At 71.1% G+C, this 21,790-nt stretch carries 24 protein-coding genes; 11 read left to right on the top strand and 13 right to left on the bottom strand.

The genetic code is table 11. The features are described from left to right. The first annotated feature begins 79 nt into the window (after positions 1-79). Complete coding sequence (locus tag ABT288_RS04080) at positions 80-514, top strand: hypothetical protein (protein ID WP_351602520.1); 435 nt, start codon at positions 80-82, stop codon at positions 512-514. On the opposite strand, the gene ABT288_RS04075 is transcribed toward ABT288_RS04080, so the two are convergent. The 3 genes from ABT288_RS04075 to ABT288_RS04065 are packed head-to-tail and all read right to left on the bottom strand — an operon-like array spanning position 465 to position 2,115. Continuing rightward, complete coding sequence (locus ABT288_RS04075) at positions 465-1,127, bottom strand: DUF5063 domain-containing protein (RefSeq protein ID WP_351602518.1); 663 nt, start codon at positions 1,125-1,127, stop codon at positions 465-467. The genes ABT288_RS04080 and ABT288_RS04075 overlap by 50 nt on opposite strands. Then, positions 1,120-1,719: a recombination mediator RecR gene (gene recR / locus ABT288_RS04070; protein ID WP_199211360.1), complete on the bottom strand. Its 600-nt coding sequence runs from the start codon at positions 1,717-1,719 to the stop codon at positions 1,120-1,122. Before recR ends, ABT288_RS04075 begins: the two co-directional genes overlap by 8 nt. A 51-nt stretch (positions 1,720-1,770) precedes the next feature. Next, positions 1,771-2,115, bottom strand: coding sequence for a YbaB/EbfC family nucleoid-associated protein (locus ABT288_RS04065; RefSeq protein WP_055705749.1), 345 nt, complete (start codon positions 2,113-2,115; stop codon positions 1,771-1,773). A gap of 289 nt (positions 2,116-2,404) precedes the next feature. Here ABT288_RS04065 and ABT288_RS04060 point away from each other — a divergent pair, with 289 nt between their 5' ends. After that, complete coding sequence (locus ABT288_RS04060) at positions 2,405-3,154, top strand: SLATT domain-containing protein (protein ID WP_351602515.1); 750 nt, start codon at positions 2,405-2,407, stop codon at positions 3,152-3,154. Between the two features lie 98 nt (positions 3,155-3,252). Here the strand turns inward: ABT288_RS04060 and ABT288_RS04055 are convergent, their stop codons facing one another. The 3 genes from ABT288_RS04055 to ABT288_RS04045 all read right to left on the bottom strand — a co-directional run bounded on the left by ABT288_RS04055 (position 3,253) and on the right by ABT288_RS04045 (position 6,552). Then, positions 3,253-5,289, bottom strand: a complete 2,037-nt coding sequence (locus ABT288_RS04055) for a serine/threonine-protein kinase (protein ID WP_351602513.1) — start codon at positions 5,287-5,289, stop codon at positions 3,253-3,255. Between the two features lie 134 nt (positions 5,290-5,423). Then, entirely contained in the window at positions 5,424-5,882 is a 459-nt protein-coding gene (locus ABT288_RS04050; RefSeq protein WP_351602511.1) for a MarR family winged helix-turn-helix transcriptional regulator, read from the bottom strand. Positions 5,883-5,889: 7 nt separating this feature from the next. Further along, positions 5,890-6,552, bottom strand: coding sequence for a DJ-1/PfpI family protein (locus ABT288_RS04045; RefSeq protein WP_351602509.1), 663 nt, complete (start codon positions 6,550-6,552; stop codon positions 5,890-5,892). Between ABT288_RS04045 and ABT288_RS04040 the strand changes: the two genes are divergently transcribed. The 5 genes from ABT288_RS04040 to ABT288_RS04020 all read left to right on the top strand — a co-directional run bounded on the left by ABT288_RS04040 (position 6,551) and on the right by ABT288_RS04020 (position 9,941). Continuing rightward, entirely contained in the window at positions 6,551-7,906 is a 1,356-nt protein-coding gene (locus tag ABT288_RS04040) for an aspartate aminotransferase family protein (RefSeq protein WP_351602507.1), read from the top strand. The two genes, ABT288_RS04045 and ABT288_RS04040, sit on opposite strands and share 2 nt — an antisense overlap. 112 nt (positions 7,907-8,018) lie before the next feature. Then, positions 8,019-8,714 (top strand): GntR family transcriptional regulator, encoded by a 696-nt coding sequence (locus ABT288_RS04035; protein ID WP_351602505.1) that lies wholly within the window; start codon positions 8,019-8,021, stop codon positions 8,712-8,714. Between the two features lie 70 nt (positions 8,715-8,784). Continuing rightward, positions 8,785-9,435, top strand: a complete 651-nt coding sequence (locus ABT288_RS04030; RefSeq protein ID WP_351602503.1) for a putative DNA-mimic protein — start codon at positions 8,785-8,787, stop codon at positions 9,433-9,435. An 88-nt stretch (positions 9,436-9,523) separates the two neighbouring features. Further along, complete coding sequence (locus ABT288_RS04025) at positions 9,524-9,763, top strand: DUF6400 family protein (protein WP_351602501.1); 240 nt, start codon at positions 9,524-9,526, stop codon at positions 9,761-9,763. Then, positions 9,750-9,941, top strand: coding sequence for a hypothetical protein (locus ABT288_RS04020; protein ID WP_351602500.1), 192 nt, complete (start codon positions 9,750-9,752; stop codon positions 9,939-9,941). The genes ABT288_RS04025 and ABT288_RS04020 overlap by 14 nt, the downstream gene beginning before the upstream one ends. 3 nt (positions 9,942-9,944) lie before the next feature. On the opposite strand, the gene ABT288_RS04015 is transcribed toward ABT288_RS04020, so the two are convergent. From ABT288_RS04015 to ABT288_RS04005, 3 genes are all read right to left on the bottom strand, one after another. Beyond that, positions 9,945-11,762, bottom strand: coding sequence for a bifunctional metallophosphatase/5'-nucleotidase (locus ABT288_RS04015; RefSeq protein WP_351602498.1), 1,818 nt, complete (start codon positions 11,760-11,762; stop codon positions 9,945-9,947). Positions 11,763-11,950: 188 nt separating this feature from the next. Then, positions 11,951-12,163, bottom strand: coding sequence for a hypothetical protein (locus tag ABT288_RS04010; protein WP_351602497.1), 213 nt, complete (start codon positions 12,161-12,163; stop codon positions 11,951-11,953). Between the two features lie 91 nt (positions 12,164-12,254). Beyond that, entirely contained in the window at positions 12,255-13,538 is a 1,284-nt protein-coding gene (locus ABT288_RS04005) for an adenylosuccinate synthase (RefSeq protein WP_351602495.1), read from the bottom strand. 196 nt (positions 13,539-13,734) lie between these two features. On the opposite strand from ABT288_RS04005, the gene ABT288_RS04000 reads away from it, so the two are divergent. After that, positions 13,735-14,574, top strand: coding sequence for a diacylglycerol kinase family protein (locus ABT288_RS04000; protein ID WP_351602493.1), 840 nt, complete (start codon positions 13,735-13,737; stop codon positions 14,572-14,574). Here the strand turns inward: ABT288_RS04000 and ABT288_RS03995 are convergent. Further along, the gene (locus ABT288_RS03995; protein ID WP_351602491.1) at positions 14,566-14,997 is read right to left on the bottom strand and encodes a Uma2 family endonuclease; all 432 of its coding nucleotides are present in this window, start codon (positions 14,995-14,997) and stop codon (positions 14,566-14,568) included. The genes ABT288_RS04000 and ABT288_RS03995 overlap by 9 nt on opposite strands. 302 nt (positions 14,998-15,299) lie before the next feature. On the opposite strand from ABT288_RS03995, the gene ABT288_RS03990 reads away from it, so the two are divergent. Then, the gene (locus ABT288_RS03990; RefSeq protein ID WP_351602489.1) at positions 15,300-16,811 is read left to right on the top strand and encodes an APC family permease; all 1,512 of its coding nucleotides are present in this window, start codon (positions 15,300-15,302) and stop codon (positions 16,809-16,811) included. A 6-nt stretch (positions 16,812-16,817) separates the two neighbouring features. Here ABT288_RS03990 and ABT288_RS03985 read toward each other — a convergent pair whose 3' ends face one another. Further along, positions 16,818-17,318, bottom strand: a complete 501-nt coding sequence (locus tag ABT288_RS03985; protein WP_351602487.1) for a GbsR/MarR family transcriptional regulator — start codon at positions 17,316-17,318, stop codon at positions 16,818-16,820. 74 nt (positions 17,319-17,392) lie between these two features. Here ABT288_RS03985 and ABT288_RS03980 point away from each other — a divergent pair, with 74 nt between their 5' ends. Both ABT288_RS03980 and ABT288_RS03975 read left to right on the top strand, forming a co-directional pair. Beyond that, a complete protein-coding gene (locus tag ABT288_RS03980; protein ID WP_351602486.1) occupies positions 17,393-18,295 on the top strand; it encodes an ABC transporter ATP-binding protein in 903 nt (300 codons plus the stop codon). Next, positions 18,292-19,863, top strand: a complete 1,572-nt coding sequence (locus ABT288_RS03975) for an ABC transporter permease (RefSeq protein ID WP_351602485.1) — start codon at positions 18,292-18,294, stop codon at positions 19,861-19,863. Before ABT288_RS03980 ends, ABT288_RS03975 begins: the two co-directional genes overlap by 4 nt. Positions 19,864-19,866: 3 nt before the next feature. Here ABT288_RS03975 and ABT288_RS03970 read toward each other — a convergent pair whose 3' ends face one another. Beyond that, positions 19,867-20,469, bottom strand: coding sequence for a Uma2 family endonuclease (locus ABT288_RS03970; RefSeq protein WP_351602484.1), 603 nt, complete (start codon positions 20,467-20,469; stop codon positions 19,867-19,869). An 87-nt stretch (positions 20,470-20,556) separates the two neighbouring features. Beyond that, positions 20,557-21,780 carry a cytochrome P450 gene (locus ABT288_RS03965; RefSeq protein WP_351602482.1) on the bottom strand — a complete coding sequence of 408 codons (1,224 nt, stop codon included), beginning with the start codon at positions 21,778-21,780 and terminating at the stop codon, positions 20,557-20,559. Between the last annotated feature and the right edge of the window lie 10 nt (positions 21,781-21,790).

Genomic DNA, 21,790 nt, shown 5'->3' with positions numbered 1-21,790 from the left:
GCACCTCCGACCGGTACACCTCGGCGTGTAGCAGCTGGGTCACTACCGAGGGTAGCCGCGTCGAAGCCACTGTGTGACCATGACGAACGGAATTCACCGGCCCGCCTGGGTCCCCCTCCGCGGGCACCGGCTGCGCGTGGCCGGCGTGCACTTCGACGCCGTGCGGATCGAGGGGAGATGGGGCGAGGCCGTCGCCGACTGGCTGATCGAGCGGGGCGATGGCGACGCGGGGCCCGTCGTGTGCGCGGGCGGCAGCGGGACGCGGTGGGTGTACTTCCTGCTGGCGCCCGGCGTCGTACACCGCTACGACTGGCCGCTCGGCGTGCAGTACTTCGGGCGGCGCGCCGAGCGGGCCGTCACGTACGTCGGCGTTCCGGCACTGGACGGCGACACCTGGCCGCTGCGCTGGTACAGCGAGCCGACGCCGACCGCGCCGTACGTCGACGCGGCGGCGCTGCTCGCGGTCACTTCGCCGACCGCGACCCCAGTTGTCCGCCGATCTCCTCGGCCATGACCCGGCCCGCCTCGAACTCCAGGGTCTCGTCGCCCATCGTGGCCTGGTCGGTGTCGAGGCCGTCCAGTTCCTCGAGGGGCTGGTTGAGGCGGACGTGGATGAGGACCGACTGCAGGGCGCGCAGGACGGCGGAGGCCGTGGGGCCCCAGTTGGAGAAGTAGGAGAACTGCCACCACCACAGGGCCTCCGTGGTGCGGCCCGCGCGGTAGTGGGCCATGCCGTGGCGGAGGTCGGTGATGACGTCGGCGAGGTCGTCGGAGATCCGGGCCGGCACGGGAGCCTTGCGGGGCTCGTACGGGTCGAAGACCTCGGAGTAGACGTCGACCGGCTCCAGGAGGCGGGCCAGGTTCTCGCGGAGCCCGTCCACGTCCGGCTCGGGGCCCAGGTCGGGCTCGTAGCGCTCCTCGGGGACGAGGTCCTCGTGGGCGCCCAGCCGGCCGCCGGCCAGCAGGAGCTGGGAGACCTCCAGGAGGAGGAAGGGAACGGTCGAGCCGGGCTCGTCGCCCCTCGCCACCTCCGTGACGGCCACCAGGAAGCTCTCGATCTGGTCCGCGATCTGGACCGCGAAGTCGTCCGGGTTCCGACCGGTCGCGTGCAGTGTGGCGTCAGACATCTAGGAGTCGTCTCCCCTCGAAGGCGCGGCCGAGGGTGACCTCGTCCGCGTATTCCAGGTCGCCACCCACCGGGAGGCCGCTGGCCAGGCGGGTGACCTTCAGGCCCATGGGTTTGATCATGCGGGCGAGGTAGGTGGCCGTGGCCTCGCCCTCCAGATTGGGGTCCGTCGCAAGGATCAGCTCTGTGACCGTACCGTCGGCCAACCGCGCGAGAAGTTCTCGTATACGCAGGTCGTCGGGACCGACACCCTCGATCGGGCTGATGGCGCCGCCCAGGACGTGGTACCGGCCGCGGAACTCCCTGGTCCGCTCGATGGCCACGACGTCCTTCGGCTCCTCCACCACACAGATGACGGAGGGATCCCGGCGCGGGTCACGGCAGATGTTGCACAGCTCCTCCTGCGCCACGTTGCCGCAGGTCGCGCAGAAGCGGACCTTCGCCTTGACCTCCAGGAGCGCCTGCGCGAGCCGCTTCACGTCCGCCGGCTCGGCCTGCAGGATGTGGAAGGCGATCCGCTGCGCGCTCTTGGGACCGACGCCGGGCAGCCGCCCCAACTCGTCGATGAGGTCCTGGACCACGCCTTCGTACACCGGACTGCCCTTCCCTAAGACCTTTCGGTACGTACCGTAGTTGGCCCGGCCTCAGAACGGCAGACCGGGGATGCCGGTGCCGCCGCCGAGACCCTGGGCCAGCGGGCCGAGTTTCTGCTGCTGCAGCGTCTGGGCGTTCTCGTTCGCCGCCTGTACGGCCGCCACGATCAGGTCGGCGAGGGTCTCGGTGTCCTCCGGGTCGACCGCCTTCGGGTCGATCTTCAGCGCGCGCAGCTCGCCGGCGCCGGTCACCGTGGCCCTCACCAGCCCGCCGCCCGCCTGCCCGTCGACCTCCGTGTTCGCCAGTTCCTCCTGCGCCCGCTGCAGGTCCTGCTGCATCTTCTGGGCCTGCTGGAGCAACTGCTGCATGTTGGGCTGGCCACCACCGGGGATCACGATCAGCTCCTCTTCGTTCTTCTCCTTGAGCACGAGCCTACGTGGTCCACGCCCCCGTCGCCCCGCCACTCTTTCGAGTGAGAAACGCGGCAGCCCTATACCTGATCAAGGCCCTCTTCCGAGCGGAAAAGCCGGGAAAGCTCCCTCTTCGCCACCCATTGGGCGGTAGGAAGGGTGCCGCGCGTCGGCATGGAATCGGCATGTGAAGCCACAGGGAAGCGACATAGGGAGTCACGCAGCGTGACCGGGCGTGCATCAGGGATCAGCAGGGATCAGTAGGGAGTGCCGGGTGGGTCAGCCGGAGATGCAGCCCGAGGGTCCGCCTCAGGACGGGCGGGGCGAGGGTGCGGCCGGGCTGCGGCCGGGCGATCTGACCGGGCGGGCCTTCCCGCTCGGGGACTGGGGCGAGCCCGCCGAACGGCTCGACGAGCTGTACCGATGGGTGGAGCGCGGGGCACTGCACACGGCGTCCTGGTATCTGCGGGACCGGATGTGGAAGCGGCGCGGCGCCCGGATCCTGCGCTCGGGCGCCGCGGCGGGCGCGGTGGCCGGGGCGGCGCTCCCCCTGCTGGACCTCACCGGGGCGGCCCACGGGGTCGCGCCCTGGGGCTGCCTGGCGCTGCTGCTCGCCGTCGCCTGCGTCGGCATCGACCGGTTCTTCGGCGTGACGTCCGGCTGGATAAGGGACGTGGCCACCGCGCAGGCGGTACAGCGGCGGCTGCAGGCGTTGCAGTTCGACTGGGCCTCCGAGAGCATCCGGGAGGTGCTGGGCCCGGCGGAGGGCACGGCGAGCGAGGCGGCCGAGCGGTGCCTGGGGGTCCTGCGGCGCTTCGCGGAGGACGTCACGGAACTGGTGCGCACGGAGACCACCGACTGGATGGTCGAGTTCCGCACGGGTTCCGCGCCGCTGGGCATGCAGGCGGCGGTGGCGTACGTGCCACGGCAGGAGGCCGCGGGCCCGGCGGGCCGCTTTCCGCTGCCGCCCGCGAACGGGACCCGGCCGAACATGCCACGACAGCGGCCGCCGGAGCCGCGGTAACGGTCCGCGGACCTCACCGCCTGGGGTACGTCACTGCCTGGGGTACGTCACTGCCTGGTGTACGTCACTGCCTGGGGTACGTCACTGCCTGGTGTACGTCACTGCTTGGTGTACGTCAGGCTCTCCCCGCCGCCCGCCTTCGTCCGCTTCAGGCTGCCGTCCGGCAGCAGGGTGACCTCGGTGGCCTCGCCCGGAGTGCAGGAGGAGGCGGGCTCACCGCTGGTGACGGTGGACGGCCCGATCTCCAACGGCCCGTCCGCGCCGGGCTGTTGGGCGAGCTTGGCGTCGAAGACACAGTGGTACGTGCCACCGCCGTCCGCCGGCCCGTCCGCGACCAGCGTCAGCACGCTGTCGCCCACCTGGCCCTGCCGGATGGTCAGCCGGCGGGTGTTGGTCCCGCCGGCGTTGTCGATGGTCGTCTCCCAGGTACCCAGGTAGGCGGCCGGAACCGCCCCGTCCGCGGGGGTGGAGGCCGAGGCGGAATCGGTCGGCGTCGGCCCGGCCGTGGTGGCCGCACCCGAGGTACCGGAGGTGCTGACGGTGGGCGCGGGGCTGACGGTCCCGCCGCCCTTGTCGTCGTGCCCGCCGTTCCTCATCAGCGCGTACACCGAGCCGCCCGCGCCCAGCGCCACCACCAGCGCGACCACGACGAGCAGCGCGGTCGACCGCCCGCTGCGCCGCTCCGGCTCCCGCACCCCACCGACGGGCGGCGGCCCGTACGGCGGCGTGGACCCGAGCCCGCCGCCATAGGGGGCGTACGGCTGCTGGGCCCCGCCCCACGCCCCGGCACCCTGCTGCGGATAGCCGTAGGCACCGCCCGACGGCGCGTACGGCTGGGGCTGCGGATGCTGCTGCGGATATCCGTACGCCCCCGGCGCGGCCCCGAACCCCGGCACCGCCGGCGGCGCCCCCGGCGGCGGAGTCCGCCCCGCCACGACGGTCGGCAGATGATTCACACCGCCCCCGCCCCCAGGCTGCCCCACCGCCCCCGGCCCACTCCCGTCATCGGCGACAGCATGCTCGGGCGACACGACCCCGTCACCGCTCCCGGATGCGGCACCACCCTCAGCCGCCGCCGGCGAGTCCGCCCCACCAGGGCCACCCGCACCCGACGACGCTGCCTGCACGGCACCCGAAGACGAACCCGCAGACGAACCCGCACCCGCCCCCGGCGGCGAACCCGCCCCCGAAGCCGTGGAGCCGTCCCCCTCCGGATCCTCGACCTCCAGCAACTGCACGGCATGCCGGCCGAGTTGCGCGACCAGCGCCCCCGGCAACCAGGGATCCCGGGACCGCCCCCCGGCCACGGTGTCCTCCGCCCCCGTCCGCTCCAGAATGGCATCCAGCGACGGCCGGGCCCCCGGGTCCTTGCGCAAGCAGTCCCGCACCAGGTCGCCGATCCCCTCCGGCACGCCCGCCAGATCCGGCTCCTCCTGGGCGATCCGGAACATCAGCGCGTGCACCCCGCTGTTGGCGGTCCCGAACGGCAGTGCCCCGGTCGCCGCGTACGCCAGCACCGACCCGAGGCAGAAGACGTCGCACGCCGAGGTGATCCGGTCCCCCCGCACCTGCTCGGGCGCCATGAAGCCCGGCGACCCGACCAGCGACCCGGTCCGGGTCAGTCCCTCCCCGCCCAGCGAGGTGGTCTCCAGCGCCCGGGCGATCCCGAAGTCGATGACCCGGGGACCGTCGATGGTGACGAGCACGTTCGACGGCTTCAGGTCCCGGTGCACGATCCCCGCCGCGTGGATGTCCTTCAGCGCGTGCGCGAGCCCCGCCGCGAGGATCCGTACCGACCGCTCGGGCAGCGCCCCGTGGTCGTGGCCGACCACCTGCTGCAGGCTCGGCCCGGCAACGTACCCCGTGGCCACCCACGGCACCGCCGCCTCGGTGTCCGCGTCCAGCACGGGCGCGGTCCAGTACCCGCCGACCCTCCGCGCGGCCTGCACCTCCTGCCGGAACCGCGCCCGGAACTCCTCCTGCTCGGCGAGTTCCTGGCGGACCAGTTTCACGGCGACGGTACGGCCCCGGTCCGACCGGGCCAGATACACGTGCCCCATGCCGCCGGCGCCCAGCCGCGCCAGCAGCCGGTACCCCCCGATCCGCTGCGGATCCCCCGCCCCGAGCTTCTCCATGGCCGCCCGCCTTCCCCCGATCCGCCCCGTACGCCCCAGACACCCCATACACGCAACGCATACGACTACGACGCATACGTGTGCGGCAGACCGAGAATAATGCGGCCCTACGGGGGAGTCGCGCGACCTGCCGCCTACGGTTCCGTAACGGGCCTGCCCAGCCCGTCCAGGACCGCCGACAGCCGCTCCAGCAGCCGTACCGCTTCGGCGAGTTCACGCTCTCCCATCGCCTCGGCCAGCCGGTCGGCGAAGGCCGCGTGCCCGGGGCCGATCCGGGCCACGGCGGCCCGCCCCTCCTCGGTGGGCACGAGGAGTTTGGCCCGCCGGTGCGCCGGGTTCGGCCGGTACTCGGCGAGTCCCCGCTCGACCAGCAGATCGGCGATGCGCTGCACGCTCTGCCGGGTGATGCCCATGGCCCGGGCGACACCGGCCACCGGCAGCGGCTCGGCCAGCACGGCGCCGAGCACCTGCCACCGGGCGGCGGTGAGCCCGGCCGGCCGTGCCAGCTCCTCGGCGACGGACAGGAACTGGCCGCCCAGGCGGAAGACACCGACGGCGCTCCGGCTGAGCAGCTCCTGCCGCTGCCTGCTCATGCGGCGCTCATGCGGCATGGGCCTTCTGCAGGACGGAGTACGCCTCCGCGTCGGAGTCGTGGTACAGCCGGTACCAGGCGTCCAGCACCTCGCCCTCGTACACCCCGAGCAGCCGGAACACCTCGCGGGCGAAGGCGACGGGTTCGGTGGGGCCCGCGGTGATCAGGAGGCCGTCGGTGACGGCGTCGGCCTCGGCGTACCGGTCGGCCCCGGCGCAGTCGCTCGCGGCCGCGAGGTAGTACGGGCTCGCGCTGGTGTGGGCCCGGTCGTCCAGCAGGCCCTCGCGGGCGAGGCCGGCGGTGGCACCGCAGATCGCGGCGACGGGCACGCCGGCGTCCAGGAAGGCGCGGGCCGCGCGCGCGAAGGGGGCGAGGGCGTCGGTCCCCGCCGCGACGGGGGAGGCTGATGTCCGGGTCCAGAGGTCGGCTCCCGGGAGGATCAGCAGGGAGCTGTCCTCGGGGCGGAGGGCGCCGAGCGCGAGGTCGGGCCGGATGCGCAGCCCCCCGATGCTGACGACCGGCTCGCGGCTCGGCCCCACGGTCAGGACCTCGTAGCCGACGCGGGCGAGGTAGGCGGTCGAGGTGTCGACAACCTGTCGCGGAAACCCCTCGTCCAGGGAACAGGACGCCGATGTCGCTTCCGCATCGCGGACATTTACCCTCGGCCGCATGACCCCTCAGCCCAACCCCGACGCCGGCGCCGCAGTGAAGGCCGCGGACCGCGCGCACGTCTTCCACTCCTGGTCCGCGCAGGACCTCATCGACCCGCTCGCCGTCGCCGGCGCCGAGGGGTCGTACTTCTGGGACTACGACGGCAAGCGGTACCTGGACTTCACCAGCGGGCTCGTCTACACGAACATCGGCTACCAGCACCCGAAGGTCGTCGCGGCCATCCAGGAGCAGGCGGCGAGGATGACGACCTTCGCCCCCGCCTTCGCGATCGAGGCGCGCTCGGAGGCGGCCCGGCTGATCGCCGAGCGGACCCCCGGCGACCTGGACAAGATCTTCTTCACCAACGGCGGCGCCGACGCCGTCGAGCACGCGGTGCGCATGGCCCGGCTGCACACGGGCCGCCCCAAGGTGCTCTCGGCCTACCGCTCGTACCACGGCGGCACCCAGCAGGCGGTCAACATCACCGGCGACCCGCGCCGCTGGGCCAGCGACAGCGGCACGAACGGCGTCGTCCACTTCTGGGCGCCCTTCCTCTACCGCTCCCGCTTCTACGCCGAGACCGAGGAGCAGGAGACCGCGCGCGCCCTGGAGCACCTGGAGACCACGATCGCCTTCGAGGGGCCGGGCACGGTCGCGGCGATCATCCTGGAGACCATCCCCGGCACGGCCGGGATCATGGTCCCGCCGCCCGGCTACCTGGCCGGGGTCCGCGAGATCTGCGACCGCCACGGCATCGTCTTCGTCCTGGACGAGGTGATGGCGGGCTTCGGGCGCACCGGTGAGTGGTTCGCCGCCGATCTCTTCGGGGTCGTACCCGACCTGATGACCTTCGCCAAGGGGGTGAACTCGGGTTACGTGCCGCTCGGCGGTGTCGCGATCTCGCAGGAGATCGCCGAGACCTTCGGCAAGCGGCCCTACCCCGGCGGTCTGACGTACTCCGGGCACCCGCTGGCCTGCGCCGCCGCCGTCGCCACGATCGAGGTGATGGCGCAGGAGGGTGTGGTCGAGAACGCGGGGCGCCTCGGTGAGACCGTCCTCGCCCCCGCGCTGGCCGAGCTGGCCGAGCGCCACCCGAGCGTCGGCGAGGTGCGCGGCACCGGCATGTTCTGGGCGCTGGAGCTCGTGAAGAACCGCGAGACCCGCGAGCCGCTGGTGCCGTACAACGCGGCCGGTGAGGCGAACGCCCCGATGGCCGCGTTCGCGGCCGCCGCCAAGCGGCACGGCGTGTGGCCCTTCGTGAACATGAACCGCACCCATGTGGTCCCGCCGTGCAATGTCACGGAGGCCGAGCTGAAGGAGGGCCTCGCCGCCCTGGACGCCGCGCTGAGCGTGGCGGACGAGTACACGGCGTAACCGGACCACGCCTGCCGCCGGGGAGGCCCGAACGCGTAAGGTGACGTGCTCGTAAGAAATCTCGTGAGAGACGCGCGAGCACGTCGTCCACGCGTGAGGAGTGACCCCGACCATGCCCGGCAACGGCGCCGTGACACGCAGCACCCTGCGCCAGCAGATCGCGGACGCGCTCCGTGACGAGGTGCTGGCGGGGCGGCTGCGGCCGGGCCGGGCGTTCACGGTCAAGGAGATAGCCGAGCAGTACGGCGTCTCCGCCACCCCCGTCCGCGAGGCGCTGGTCGACCTGTCCGCGCAGGGCATCCTGGAGGCCGACCAGCACCGCGGCTTCCGCGTGCCGGAGTACTCCGTCACCGACTACCGGAACATGATCGAGGCCCGCAGCCTGGTCACCGACGGCATGTTCCAGGCCCTCAGCACCGGCCACCCCGCCTTCCGCACCCCGCCCGAGGACCCCCGTACGACGGCCGCGCTGACCACGGTGCGCCGCCGCGGCGAGGAGGCCGCGCGGGCCGCCGCGGCCGGCGACCTGACGATCCTGATCGGCTACGACCTGCGCTTCTGGCGCGAGCTCAGCGCGCTGTTCGGCAATCCCTACCTCGGCGACTTCCTCAACCGCCTGCGCGTGCAGTCCTGGGTCTGCGCGGTGCAGCACCTGCTGCGCCTCCCCGACCTGCGCGGCCGCCTGTGGGCCGGGCACACGGACCTGGTCGACGCGCTGGCCCGCCGCGAGGCCGACACCGCCCGCGGCATCGTGGCCGCCTCCAACGCCCATTCGCTGGAGCTGCTGGAACACCTGACCAACGGGTAGATGACCAGTACCCTGCCCAGACCACCTTCTGCGGATCCTTCTGCGGACCCTTCTGCGCGAGGAGCTCTCTTTGGCCTGTGACCTGTGGCTGGTACCGCTCGTGGACGTGTTGTGCCACACGCCGGACAACCCGTTCGCCGAGGAACTCTCGCAGTACAACAACGCACTGGCGGCGGCCGGCCTCCCGCCGGTGCCCGTGTACCAGTACATGCCGGGCCTGTCCGGCGAGGTCGCCCCCGTGGCGGGCTTCGACTACGACGCCCTGCACTTCCTCCGCCGCGCGTACCTGCTCCAGGTCTGCGGCCTGCCGGTGACGCCCGTGGACGACCTCGGCGGCGACTACGAGCAGCTCCTGGAGATGTTCGAGTCCACGGCCCAGCAGTCCCACCTGGTCTGGCACTACGACCACGCCGGCGCCTACGTCCCGGTCGACTTCCCGCACCCGCTGTCCAACGACGAACTGCTCGCGGGCGGCGGCCCGTTGGGCTCTTCCCAGTCCCTGCTGCGCGAACTGGAGTACGTCGCCGGGTCGATCGGCATCGACCCGGCCAACCCCCCGGCCGCGCCGGCCCCGCCCACGGCCCCCACGGAACTGGAGGAACCGGCCGTCCCGGCGCCGTACGACCCCAGCCCCTTCGCCCGCGAGCGGCACGTGTGGCTGGGCCTGCACGCGGCGGCGACCCGCTCCCTGGCGCAGGGCTCGATGATCGTCTTCAGCTGAACGTCACTTCGGCAGGGAGCGTGCGGGCTGGTGTGATTTCACCCACCTCTTCTTGCCGTGGGGGAAATGCCTGCCTACGTTCGGTGGCATGTCCCCCCACGGTCCCTCCTTCGACTTCAGCGTCGACCTGAGCTCGCACGAGATGCTCCGGCGTACCCACGTCATGGCCGCGCTCGGCCCCGGCTGGGACCCCGCGGCGGCGCTGCGCGGCGAGGAGGAGGCGCGTGCGCTGCTGTACTCCGGGCTGGACGCCGAGCAGCAGCGCATCTACGACGAGCTGGTGGCGGCCGGTGTGCTGCCGCCGGGGCCCGGCGATGCTGCCGCTTGATCCGCAGGCCGACCGAGGACGGCGCGCCTGGGGGGTGGACTGCCCGGACTGCGAGGACCGGGGCGGGTGGCGCTACCTGCTGTCCAACACCGGCAGCCTGCTGCACCTGCAGTGTCCGTCGTGCCACCACATCTGGTCGCACGAGACATACTTCGGCGCCACCCGCTCCGCGCCCTGACGGTCAGAAGACCGGTGTCCCCGCCTGCGTCAGCTTCCAGTTGGTGACGGCGAAGTCGGCCGGGTCGAGGGTCTTCTTCGCGGTCACGTAGTCGATCATCAGCTGGCGGATCTCGTTGGTCGAGCTGTAGGCGATGGGCGCCGAGGCGATGTGCGGGTAGCCCGAGCCGCCGTTCGCGCGGTAGTTGTTGACCGCGACGACGAAGACCTGGTCGTCGGCCACCGGGGCGCCGTTGTAGCTGAGGTTCTTGATCCGCGAACCCTCCGGCTGGGCGATGTCGATCTCGTAGTCGACGCCCGCCGCCGTGTCGTACATGTAGTCCCAGAAGTTGTTGGCGTTGGTGAGGGTCGCGGTGTCGACCTTCGTGCCGGCCGGGACCTGGTGGTAGTACTTCGCCCCGAACTCCAGGTAGTCCCGGAGCTGGGCGCCCGTCAGCTTCTTGCCGTACAGGGTGTTGTCGTAGATGTAGAGGCCGGCGATGTCCTTGATGGTGACGTTGCCCTGGGGGATGTCGGCCGTGCGGGAGAAGGGGGCCGCGACCGAGATCAGCGGGAGCGCGGCGTCCGACGCCGACAGGCCCGCCTTCACGCTCTCCATCTGGACCTTGTGGATGAAGTCCATGATCGGCACGTCCTTCCAGCAGGACTCCGCCGCCGAGAGGTCCGCCGTACACGTGCCGACCGCCGTGTTGACGTACTTGACCACCAGCTCGTGGTCGGCCTCCAGGAGCTTCTTGATCTCCGGGTCCTCGTCCACGGTGTTGGGGTTGAGGGTCTGGGCCGTCTTGCTCGTCACCTTCCACTGGCCGTGGTGGAGTTCGAGCTCGAAGTCGAAGACGCTGAGGCGGTAGCCCCAGCAGTACGGCTCCGACAGGAGCACCTCCTCGCCGGTCTCCGCGTTCTTCACCGTGTAGGACGGGACCTCGACGTGCGTGTGGCCCACCAGGATCGCGTCGATGCCCGGCACCTGCTCGGCCACCAGGTTCGACGCGTTCTCCACGTACGGGAGTTCGTCGCCGTAGGAGGACGAGCCGTCCAGGCCCGAGTGGTCCGTCAGGAAGACGACGTCACAGCCCAGCGCGCGCAGCCTCGGCACGTACTTCTTGGCCTGCTCGACCAGGCCCGGGAAGACCATTCTGCCGCTGACGTTGTCCTTGTCCCACAGCGCGATACCGGGGTTGGTCAGGCCGAGGATGCCGACCTTGATGTCCGGGGCGCCCGGCACACAGATGCGCTTGACGGTGTACGGCTTGAAGGCCGGGCGCAGGGTCTTCGCGTCGAGGGCGTTGGCGCCCAGCAGCGGGAAGTGGCACTGGCTCTCGAACTTGCGCAGCACCTCGATGCCGTAGTTGAACTCGTGGTTGCCGAGGGCGGCGGCGTCGTAGCGCATGTGGTTCATGGCCACGGCCATCGGGTGCCTGGGGCCCTTCTTGCCGTCGGTGCCCGTGATCGGGTCGACCCGCGCGAAGTAGTAGGCGAGCGAGGTGCCCTGGATGATGTCACCGGCGTCGACGAGGAGGACGTGGTCCTCGCCCTTGGCCTCGCGCTGCTGCTTGATGAGGGTGGCCACGCGCGCCACGCCCACGGAGTTGCCCGCCTTGTCGGTGTAGGGCGCGTCCTTGTAGTAGTCCCAGTCGAAGACGTGACTGTGCAGATCGGTCGTGCCGAGGATGGAGAACGACCAGGTGCGGGGCCGGTGTTCACGCTTCTGCTCGGCGGCCTGCGCGGTCCCGGCACCGACGGTTCCGGCGGCGGCGACGGCCGCACCGGTGGCGGCCGACTTCTTCACGAACTCCCGGCGGTTCATGGGACTGAGGGGCATTCAGGGCTCCTGGTTTGGCGGAAGGGGGCGACGAGCAGCGGCGGTGCAGTGCGGAGGCTACCCGCGTAGATGCTGCTAGCGCCCGCGATTGCCGGAAAACCAGGGAAAGGTCATGTCCAGGTCAAGGATGGGTCAGTGTGAACCCCGGGGAAACAGCCGGTGTCGGACACGGCCGACGAGCCCGGTGTTCAGACACGGCCGATGAGCCTGACCTCCGGCGGCCACAGCACCCCGCTCGCCATCAGCAGGGAAGGCCCGAGATGCACCGGGCACACGCGCAGCGGGGGCAGCTGGTACCGGGCGACCTCGAAGACCGCGGGGTCGGAGCAGTCCGTGCCCTCGGCATCGGCGCCTTCGCCGCCGTACGGTCCCCGGCACCGCATGTCCCGGTGAACGCTCATACTCCGATTGCACCGCGCGGGACGACGGAGCGCCCGCCGATCACGCCCGGAGGCGGACCGGCGGGCGCTCCCGCCCGGTACCCGAAGGCGCCTACAGGAACGAGTTGATCTCGATCGTCTCGTCCCGGCCCGGGCCCACGCCGATCGCGGAGATCGGGGCGCCGGACATCTCCTCCAGCGCCTTGACGTAGTTCTGGGCGTTCTTCGGCAGGTCGGCGAAGGACTTCGCCTTGGTGATGTCCTCGGACCAGCCGGGCAGCGTCTCGTAGACCGGCTTGGCGTGGTGGAAGTCGGTCTGCGAGTAGGGCAGTTCCTCGACGCGCTTGCCGTCGATCTCGTAGGCCACGCAGACCGGGATCTGCTCCCAGCCGGTGAGCACGTCCAGCTTGGTGAGGAAGAAGTCGGTCAGGCCGTTGACGCGGGTCGCGTAGCGGGCGATGACCGCGTCGAACCAGCCGCAGCGCCGGTCACGGCCGGTGGTCACACCCCGCTCGCCGCCGATCCGGCGCAGCGCCTCGCCGTCCTCGTCGAACAGCTCGGTCGGGAAGGGGCCGGCGCCGACACGGGTCGTGTAGGCCTTGAGGATGCCGATGACGCGGCTGATCTTCGTCGGTCCCACACCGGCGCCGGTGCAGGCGCCGCCGGCGGTCGGGTTGCTGGACGTCACGAAGGGGTACGTGCCGTGGTCGATGTCGAGCAGCGTGCCCTGACCGCCCTCGAACAGGACGACCTTGTCGTCCTCCAGGGCCTGGTTCAGGATCAGGACCGTGTCGGCGACGTACGGCCTGATCTGCTCGGCGTAGCCCAGCAGCTCCTCGACCACCTGCTCGGCGGCGATGGCGCGCCGGTTGTACAGCTTGGTGAGGATCTGGTTCTTGACGTCGAGGGCCGCCTCGACCTTCTGCTGCAGGATCGACTCGTCGTACAGGTCCTGGACCCGGATGCCAACGCGGTTGATCTTGTCGGCGTAGGTCGGGCCGATGCCGCGCCCCGTCGTGCCGATCTTCCGCTTGCCGAGGAAGCGCTCCGTCACCTTGTCGACGGTCACGTTGTACGGCGTGATGATGTGCGCGTTACCGCTGATCAGGAGCTTGGACGTGTCGACGCCACGCTCGTTCAGACCGCTCAGCTCGGAGAGCAGGACCGACGGGTCGACGACGACGCCGTTTCCGATGACCGGCGTACAACCGGGAGACAGGATTCCGGAAGGGAGAAGGTGGAGCGCATACTTCTGGTCGCCGACGACGACCGTGTGGCCGGCGTTGTTGCCGCCCTGGTATCGCACTACATAGTCCACCGAGCCACCGAGCAGGTCGGTCGCCTTTCCCTTGCCTTCGTCACCCCACTGAGCACCGAGCAGCACAAGTGCGGGCACGCGCGTACACCCCTTCCGGGTGGGGCATGTCCAAGGTCGGGGGCGTGGGCGTAAGGTTCACCGCCGCGTACCACAGCGACCGCCGTTGGTCGCCAACCGTCGGACCGGATGCCCCGGAATAGACGAAGCCCCTGGCGCAATAGCGCAAGGGGCTCTTGCACAAAGATGCTACCCGAGGAAGCGAGGCAGGACCGAGGTGGCGACTTTCGCGACGTCCGAACAGCTGCTGGTGATCATCGATCCGGCGGCACGGCAGACGGACGGGGAGTCCGTACGGATCGCGAAAGACGTGCTCAGCGCGGGTGCGGCGGCCAAGGTGTGCCTGCCGGAGGGGCCGGAGGAGTTCGCCCGCGCGCTGGGCCGGCGGGGTTCGAGGCGGCCGGTCGTGGTGGGCGACGGCCACGCTCTGGTGCGGGCCGTGACCCTGCTGCACCGGGCGCGCGAGCTGGCCGGATGTGCGCTGTCGGTGGTCCCGGTGGGTGACACCGGGCTCGCCGAGTCGCTCGGTGTGCCGGGCGGCGCGGTGGCGGCGGCGCGGGCCGTGCTGGACGGCGCCGAGCGGCGCCTGGACCTGCTGGTCGACGACAGCGACGGGGTCGTGCTGAGCGGGCTGGGCATTCCGCCGCGGCCGGTGGTGCGGGCGGCGGCCGCCGAGCCGGTGGCCGTGTCCTCGGGCCGGCCCTGGTACCGCTCCCTGGTCCGCACCCTCGCCCCCCGCCCGCCCCGCCTCGCCGCCGTACCCTCCCCCGGCCCCTCCCGGCTCCGGGTCGAGGTCGACGGGGAGACGGTGCTCGACCTGGGCCAGCCCGTGGAGGCCGTGTCGGTCACCCCGGGCACCGGCGGGCTCGCGGAGGTGGAGGTACGGCCACTGTCGGTGGGCGCGGAGGCGACGCCGGTCCGGGCGTCCGGGCGGACGGTGACGGTGACCGGCGCGGACTTCCGCTACCGGGCGGACGCGGGGGTGTCGGGACCGGTCCGCAGGCGGACGTGGCGGGTGGCGGAGGGGGCCTGGGGGCTGGTGCTGCCGTCAGCTTGAGGCGGGGCGCTGGAAGCCGGTGGTGTCGAGGGTGCAGTCGAAGGGCTCCGGGATGTGGAGCTGCCCGCCGAACGGCTTGCTGAGGCGGGCCTCGTACCCCTGGGGTGAGGGCGACCAGAAGACGGTGACTCGGTCTTCCTGCATGTCGAGAAGCAGATAGACCGAGACCCCGGCGCGTCCATAGACGAGGGACTTGTCCTGGTAGTCGTCGTCCCGAGTAGAGGGGGAGGTCAGTTCGCCGGCCAGGGAGAGGGCAGCGCCGTTCAAGTGGTTGCCGGTCGTCCCGAAGATGCGGCGGGGTGCGACGTGGATGTCCGGCCCGTAGGCACGCCCGTCCTGAGGGAAGACGAACAGCACCGGGCCGTCGCAGACGCGGTGCCCTGCCGGACGATGCGGGCCCAGTTGTTTGCAGATGGAATCCATCACCAGTACCCGGGATGCCACGGCGACAGGACGATGTTCCCCCTGATGATCTCAGGCTTGTAGCCGGGCGGCACGATCAGCCGGTCCAGGTCGTCCAGTAGATGTTCGAAGCACGTCATCGGAACGCAGAGTAACGGACCGATCCCGTAACGCCACCATAGTCCAGGCAAAAATGAGGCGCCAATGGTCTGGTGACAAATATTTAACCGCGCCGCCCCCTTCCCGCACCCCTACTCCGTGCACCATCCTGCTCCATCAGGACCCACCAGGACCCAGGGACCCGACACGGAAGGGGCCACCCGATGGCAGTGGACGAAGGCGTTGCCCCGGCGGCGGGCACGGCGGACGAGGAAACGGTTCATCGGCTCAAACCCAACGCCGTGGGGCTGCTCGGGGTGGTCTTCATGGCCGTCGCCACCGCCGCGCCGATCACCGCGATGACGGGCAACGTGCCCTTCATGGTGTCGTCCGGCAACGGCATCGGGGCGCCCGCGAGCTATCTCGTCGCAATGGTCGTCCTGGCAATCTTTTCCGTGGGTTTCACGTCGATGGCGAAGCACATCACGTCGACCGGGGCCTTCTACGGCTTTATCTCCTACGGCCTCGGACGGACCGCCGGCCTCGCCTCGGGGCTGCTCGCGACCTTCGCGTACGTCGTCTTCGAACCGGCGCTGATCGGCATCTTCTCCACCTTCGCCACCACCACGCTGAGGGACCAGACGGGACTGCACATACCCTGGTGGGCCTTCGCGATCCTGATGCTCGCGATCAACGCGACCGGCACCTGGTTCGGCATCAGCGTCGCCGAGAAGCTGCTGGTGGCGCTGCTGGCGACCGAGGTGACCGTGCTGGCGGCCATGGCGGTGTCGGTCGCCTTCCACGGCGGCGGCCCGCACGGGTTCACCTTCGCCCCGGTGAACCCGGTCAACGCCTTCAAGGGCACGTCCGCCGGGCTCGGCCTCTTCTTCGCCTTCTGGTCCTGGGTCGGCTTCGAGTCGACCGCGATGTACGGCGAGGAGTCCCGCGACCCGAAGAAGATCATCCCCAAGGCCACGATGATCAGCGTCCTGGGCGTCGGCGTCTTCTACGTCTTCGTCTCCTGGATGGCCATCACGGGCAACGGCGAGGCCGAGGCCGTGAAGGCCGCCTCCTCCGCCAACCCGCTCGCCCTGTTCTTCGGCCCCACCGAGCGGTACGTCGGCCACTGGGCCGTCGACGTCATGCAGTGGCTGATGATCACCGGTTCGCTGGCCTGCGGCATGGCCTTCCACAACTGCGCCGCCCGCTATCTGTACGCCCTCGGGCGGGAGGGCGTCCTGCCGTCGCTGAAGAACACCGTCGGCCGCACCCACGCCCGGCACGGCTCCCCGCACATCGCCGGCCTGGTGCAGACGGTGGTGAGCGCCGTGCTGATCGCCGCGTTCTGGATCGCGGGCAAGGACCCGTACAACGCGCTCTACGTCCTGCTGGCCATCCTCGGCACGATGGCGATCCTGGTGGTCCAGGCCGTGTGTTCCTTCGCGGTGCTCGTCTACTTCCGCAGGCACCACCCCGAGAGCCGCCACTGGTTCCGCACCGTCACCGCCCCGCTCATCGGCGGCATCGCGATGCTCGGCGTGGTCGTCCTGCTGGTGTCCAACATGGGAGTCGCGGCGGGCGCCGAGTCCGGCTCGCTGCTTCTGAAGGCGACACCCTGGCTGGTGGCGCTGGTCGCGGCGACGGGCGTGGGCTACGCGCAGTACCTGAAGCGGCGGGCGCCCGAGCGGTACGCGCTGCTGGGGCGGACGGTGCTGGAGGAGACCAAAGAGCGCTGAGCAGGCTCAGCGGCCGTACTTCCGCTCCCGGTGCACCCGCCAGCGTTCCATCATCTCCGCCACGTCCTTCTCCACGAACTCGAAGAAGTCCAGCGTCTCGGCGAGCCGGCGTCCCGCGGGGGTGTCGGCTCCGAGGCTGGACACCCCTTCCCGCAGGGCCTCCTCCCAGCGCTTGATGATCGCCTCGCGGTTGGTGAGCGCCTCGTACCACTGGTCGCTGTGCACCCGGTACCGCTCCCGGCGCGAGCCCGGCTCGCGTTCGCGGGAGACCAGGTGGACCTGGGCGAGGTAGCGGACCGCGCCGGAGACGGCCGCCGGGCTGATCCGGAGCTGTTCGCCCAGCTCGGCGGAGGTCAGGGCGCCGTCGTCGGAGGCGAGCAGCGCGCCGAACACCCGGGACGGCATGCGCGGCATGCCCGCCTCGACCAGCTGTGCCGCGAAGTGCTCCACGAACCGCGAGACCGACTCCGGGTCCCGCTCCGGCGTTCCTGTCCTCGACTCCGTCATGCCCCTCACCCTATCCGAGGTTCATGCACTTCCTTAACTTCACAAATTTCTGAAAGAAGCGTACGTTCGGTGGCATGACGAAGGCAATCACGGTCTCCGGGCTCCACAAGTCCTTCGGCCGTACACACGCGCTGGACGGCCTCGACCTGGACGTCGAGGCCGGAGAGGTGCACGGCTTCCTCGGCCCGAACGGCGCCGGCAAGTCGACCACGATCCGGGTACTGCTCGGACTGCTGCGCGCCGACGCGGGCGCCGCACAGGTGCTGGGCCACGACCCGTGGCGGGACGCGGTGGAGGTGCACCGCAGGATCGCCTATGTGCCCGGCGACGTCACGCTGTGGCGCAACCTCTCCGGCGGCGAGGTCATCGACCTCTACGGCCGCCTGCGCGGAGGACTCGACGCCCGGCGCCGCGCCGAGCTGATCGACCGCTTCGAGCTGGACCCGACCAAGAAGGGCCGCACCTACTCCAAGGGCAACCGGCAGAAGGTCGCCCTGGTCGCCGCCTTCGCCTCCGACGTGGACCTGCTGATCCTGGACGAGCCGACCTCGGGACTGGACCCGCTGATGGAGGAGGTCTTCCAGCGCTGTGTGGAGGAGGAGCGGGAGCGCGGCCGTACGGTCCTGCTGTCCTCCCACATCCTGAGCGAGGTCGAGGAACTCTGCGACCGGGTCAGCATCATCCGCAAGGGGCGGACGGTGGAGAGCGGGTCGCTGGCGGACCTGCGGCATCTGACCCGGACGAGTGTGAGCGCGGAACTCGCGAGCCCGCCCAACGGATTGGCCCACCTGCCGGGCGTGCACGACCTCGACGTCCAGGGCCGCCGGGTCCGGCTCCAGGTCGACACCGAGCAACTGGACGCCGTACTGCGCTCGTTGACCGCGTCCGGTGTGCGCTCGCTGACCTCGACGCCGCCGACCCTGGAGGAACTGTTCCTGCGGCACTACCAGGACGAGCCGGGCGAGGTGACGGTATGACGCGCCAACTGGCCGGTACGGGAGCCCTGTTGTGGTTCGCGCTGCGCCGCGACCGCGTGCTGATCCCGGTCTGGGTCGCGGTGAACGCGCTGATGGTCCTCTCCATGCCGAACACCCTGAAGACGCTGTACGGCACCCCGGCCGCCCGCGCCGACCTGATGCACCAGATGGCGGCCAACACCTCCCTGCGCGCCATGGTCGGCCCGGTCTTCGACGACTCCATCGGCGCGCTGACGGCCTGGCGGGTCGGGGTGTACGCGGGCGCCCTCGCGGCCGTGACGAGCCTGCTCGTCGTCGTACGGCACACCCGCGACGAGGAGGAGAGCGGGCGGCAGGAGTTGGTGTCCTCCGGGATGGTGGGGCGCCGAGCCCCGCTCACGGCGGCCCTGCTGACGGCGGCCGTCGCGAACGCGGCGCTGTGCGTCCTGCTCGTGGCGGGACTGGCCGGACAGGGCGCGGCGGGTGCCCTGGCGTTCGGGCTCGGGGTGGCGGGCGTCGGCATGGTCTTCGCCACGATGGCGGCGATCGTCGCCCAGCTGACGGAGAGCGCCCGGCTGACCCGGGGGCTGACGGCGGCCGTGCTGGGCGCGGCGTTCGTGCTGCGCGCGGCGGGCGACTCGGCGTCGGATGGGGGTTCGTCGGCGCTGACCTGGCTGTCCCCACTGGGCTGGCTGGAAAACCTGCGGGCCTTCGCGGCCGAACGCTGGTGGGTGCTGCTGCTGTTCGCCGCCGCCGTGGCCCTCCAGGCGGTGGTCGCCTACGAGTTGGCCGGGCGCCGGGACATCGGCATGAGCTTCCTGCCGACCCGGCCGGGACCGGCGGCCGGCCGCCTCGGCACGGCGGGCGCGCTGGCCTGGCGCCTGCAGCGCGGCAGCGTGCTCGGCTGGTCGACCGGCTTCTTCCTGGCCGGTGTCGTCTACGGCGGGATGACGGACGGCGCGGCCAAGCTCGTCGGGGACAACGCCAAGGCGCGGGAGGTCTTCCAGCGGATGGGCGGCCAGTCGGGGCTGACGGACGCGTTCCTCGCCGCGATGGTCGGCATGCTCGGTCTGGTCGCCGCGCTCTACATCGTCTCCTCCGTGCTGCGGCTGAGCGGTGAGGAGACCTCCGGCCGGGCCGAACCGGTGCTGGCCGCCCCCGTGGGCCGGCTGCGCTGGGCCGCCGGTCACCTGATCATCGCCTTCGGCGGCTCGGCCCTGCTGATGCTCCTGACCGGTCTGGGCTTCGCCGTCGGCTACGGCCGGCAGATCGGCCCGGTGCTGGGGGCGTGCCTGCTCCAGGTCGCCGCGGTATGGGTGATCGGCGGGGTCGCGGTCCTGCTGTTCGGCGTGCTGCCACGGGGCGCGGTCGTGGCGTGGGGCGTGGCCGGTGCGGCCCTGCTGATCGGCTGGATCGGCCCCGCGCTGAACGCGCCGCGGGTGGTGCTGGACCTGTCCCCGTTCGGGCATCTGCCGAAGCTGCCGGGCGGGGGGATGGAGTGGGGGCCGGTGGGGGTGCTGCTGGGGCTGGCTGGGGTGCTGGTGGGGACGGGGCTGGCCGGATTGCGGCGGCGGGACATGGCCGCCTGAACGTCAGTCGACGTACTGCTTCAGCTTCTCGGTATCGAGCTCGATACCGAGGGGCTGAGGGACCAGCAGCTTGGCGCCGAAGGCCTCCTTGTGGGTGGTGCGATAGCCGACACCCCTGTCCGGATCGCTGAACAGAGTGACCGTGCAGTCGTCCCGGTCGACCAGGAGATAGAACGGGATACCCGCCGCACCATAGGCGACGGGCTTCTCCTGACGGTCACGCCGGTCGGTGTCCGAATCGTAGGAGGTGACCTCAAGGACGAGGAGCGCACCGCTGGGATCGGCCCACTCCCCGTGGCCGGCGAAATGCTCCTCGGGCACGAGGACGGCGTCCGGACGGACCCGGCCCTCGCGGTACTGCTCCACCCTCAGCCCCTGCCCCTGGTACAGATCCAGGTCGGGCCGAGCCTGCATGCACTGCCGCATCAGCCACAGCACGATGGTGTTGTGATCGCCGTCGGGCACCTTCTTGACCCCGATCCGTCCGTTGATGAACTCGAACCTGACGGCGTCGTCGGTCTCCTTGGCCGCGAATTCGGCGATCCTCTCGAACTCCTCCACGGACATCTGGGCCGTCTGCGACGTGCGCTCTGCCATAACCGTCATGGTGCACCCCCTCTCGGGTCAGGGCCAGTGTGGCGAGCCGTCGGCGAGCACGGGCCAGGTCGCCTCTGCGATCAGCCGAACGGGTGATCACCTGATCTCGACGCTCAGCCCTTCCAGCCCCCGGATCACGAAGTTCGGCTTGCGCCGCGGCTCCGCCGCCAGAGTCAGCGTGGGGGCCTGCTGCAGGAGGGCCGTCATCGAGGCGGCCAGTTCGATGCGGGCCAGTGGGGCGCCGATGCAGTAGTGGATGCCGGCGCTGAAGGAGATGTGCGGGTTGTCGGTGCGGGTCAGGTCCAGGCGGCCGGGGTCGGTGAAGACGGCCGGGTCGTGGTTGGCGGAGCCGAAGAGCATGGCGATCTCCGAGCCCCTCGGGACGGTCGTGCCGTCGATCTCGATGTCGTCCAGCACCCAGCGTTCGAAGAGCTGGAGCGGGGTGTCGTAGCGCATCAGCTCCTCGATCGCGGACGGGACCAGGGAGTGGTCGGCGCGCAGGGCGGCCAGCTGGCCGGGGTTGCGGAACAGCGCCCACCAGCCGTTCACCGTGGCGTTGACCGTGGCCTCGTGACCGGCGTTGAGCAGCAGGACCGCCGTGGAGATCATCTCCTGCTCGGTCAGCCGGTCGTCGTCCTCGTCATGGGCCGCGATCAGGCCGGAGACGAGATCCTCGCCCGGCTCCTTGCGGCGGGTCGCGATCAGCATCCGCAGATACTCCGAGAACTCCACCGAGGCCCGCACCGCCTGCGCGGCCGTCTCTTCCGACGGGTTCAGCTCGTACATCCCGCAGATGGCCGCCGACCAGGGACGGAGCTGGGCGCGGTCCGCCTCGGGGATGCCGAGCATCTCGGCGATCACGGCCACCGGCAGCGGCTCGGCGACGTCGGTCAGCAGGTCACCGCCGCCGTTGTGGACCAGCGCCGCCACCAGGTCGTTCGCCAGGCCGTGCACATACGGCTTCAGGCGCTCGACGGTGCGCGGTGTGAACGCCTTCGACACCAGACGCCGGATCCGGGTGTGGTCCGGCGGCTCCAGGTCGAGCATCCCGTGGTCGTTGAGGGTGTGGAACGGCTCGTGCTCCGGCGAGGGCGCGGTCCGGCCGAACTCCTCGTGCGAGAACCGGTGCTGATACGTCCGCCCCAGCCGGCGGTCCCGCAGCAGCGCCGCGACGTCCGCGTGGTGCGGGACCAGCCACTGGTCCGTCGGCTCGTACCGGATCACCCGGCCCCGCGCCCGCAGCTCGGCATAGGCCGGGTACGGGTCGGCGAGAAACGCCGGGTCCCAGGGGTCGAAGGTCAGGTCGGTGGTGCCAGCCATGCGGGGACGC

Origin of the sequence: Streptomyces sp. NPDC001093 (genome assembly GCF_040298985.1) — a bacterium.
Classification (GTDB): domain Bacteria; phylum Actinomycetota; class Actinomycetes; order Streptomycetales; family Streptomycetaceae; genus Streptomyces.
The sequence above is the reverse complement of the archived record's forward strand: the minus strand, read 5'-3'. Positions and strand labels throughout refer to the sequence as shown.